Source organism: Collinsella sp. AF05-9 (assembly GCF_003465595.1).
Classification (GTDB): Bacteria; Actinomycetota; Coriobacteriia; order Coriobacteriales; family Coriobacteriaceae; genus Collinsella.
In genome coordinates this window covers 1-1,294 of sequence record NZ_QSBB01000079.1, presented here as the reverse complement: position 1 = coordinate 1,294, position 1,294 = coordinate 1, and the positions used below count along the sequence as shown (strand labels likewise).

At 56.3% G+C, this 1,294-nt stretch carries 1 protein-coding gene; it reads left to right on the top strand.

Going from position 1 to position 1,294, the window contains the following annotated elements:
- Positions 1-159 precede the first annotated feature (159 nt).
- Positions 160-630, top strand: a complete 471-nt coding sequence (gene tnpA / locus DWV43_RS09990; protein WP_117818462.1) for an IS200/IS605 family transposase — start codon at positions 160-162, stop codon at positions 628-630.
- Positions 631-1,294 lie beyond the last annotated feature (664 nt).

Below are 1,294 nucleotides of genomic sequence, written 5' to 3'. Positions count from 1 at the left end.
CGTTAAAGGCTTTAGCCTGTGCGGGGCGCGCAGCGCGCCGCATCAGAAACCACCCGCTATGCGGGTGGGGACAACCGGCTTTACAAAGCCGCCCCCTCGCCGGACACTTGCGATTGTTCAGGCCGCAAGGAATCCGAGTCGAGAGGGCGGTGGTGGCGTATGGCCCAGAAGGCCTACAGCCTGTCGCACACGAAGTGGATGTGCAAGTACCACGTCGTGTTCACGCCGAAGTATAGGCGCAAAGTCATCTACAACCAAATAAGGTCCGACCTTGGGGAGATCTTCAGGAAGCTCTGCCAGTACAAGGGGATAGAGATCATCGAGGGGCACCTGATGCCCGACCACGTCCACATGCTGCTGGCGATACCGCCGAAGTACAGCGTGTCGAGCGTGATGGGCTACCTGAAGGGGAAAAGCTCGCCGATGGTATTCGACAGGCACGCGAACATGAAGTACAAGTTCGGCAACAGGAAGTTCTGGGCCGAGGGCCACTGCGTATCCACCGTCGGCCTGAACGAGGCCGCGATCGCGAAGTACATCCGGGAGCAGGAGAAGGCCGACATCGCGCTCGACCGGCTGAGCGTCAAGGAGTGCGAGGACCCCTTCGATAGGGGGCCGGGGCGCAAGTAGCGCCGGTTTGACCGGCCCGTCACGGGTCAACCTGCAGTGCGGCCCGAACCCCGTGAGGGCCGGCGCCTTTAGACGCGTGCCGGAAATCCAAGGGTTATACCCTAAGAGCAAACCACCCCTTTTAGGGGTGGTTTTGATTTTATAAGCTAACATTTGCCCTTTCTGTTTTAGGCGTGCTCGGATTGACTTTAGTCGAGGGCATCGTTGTCGCTCGCGGTGAGGTAGAGCCGATCTTTTTGTTTATGTCGCTTTCTGGTGGCGCTCAGCCGGCTCCGGGGTTCTGTCGCCACGTATATCCGGACGGATCTTTTGCTCCTTATTTCCAGTAAATCAATTAAGGGGCGTTGTTTCAATCAAATACACTCCGCCAGCGGTGGCTCTATCTAATTAGTGATAGAGCCCCCGCTGGCGTTTTATAGGTTTGTTAACGTTGTCCTTCAATTTATGATGGGCTAACTAGCGGAGACCGACGAGGGTATAAAGATGCTATGTCTACAGTGGACAGCAAGATTCCCGAGGCATACGGTCTGTCCGAGGTTTATGACCATATGTGCGACTCTGAGCAACTTGGAGCCCAGTTAATTAATTTGTGAACAAAATATGGAGTACGGGATTCCCGCCCCCGGCGCCCCTCCGGTCTGGCAATATATCTCCTTGCCGCGCG

Excerpts from the sequence above, each read along its gene's own strand:
- tnpA (WP_117818462.1), top strand. The coding sequence starts at position 160 with ATGGCCCAGAAGGCCTACAGCCTGTCGCACACGAAGTGGATGTGCAAG.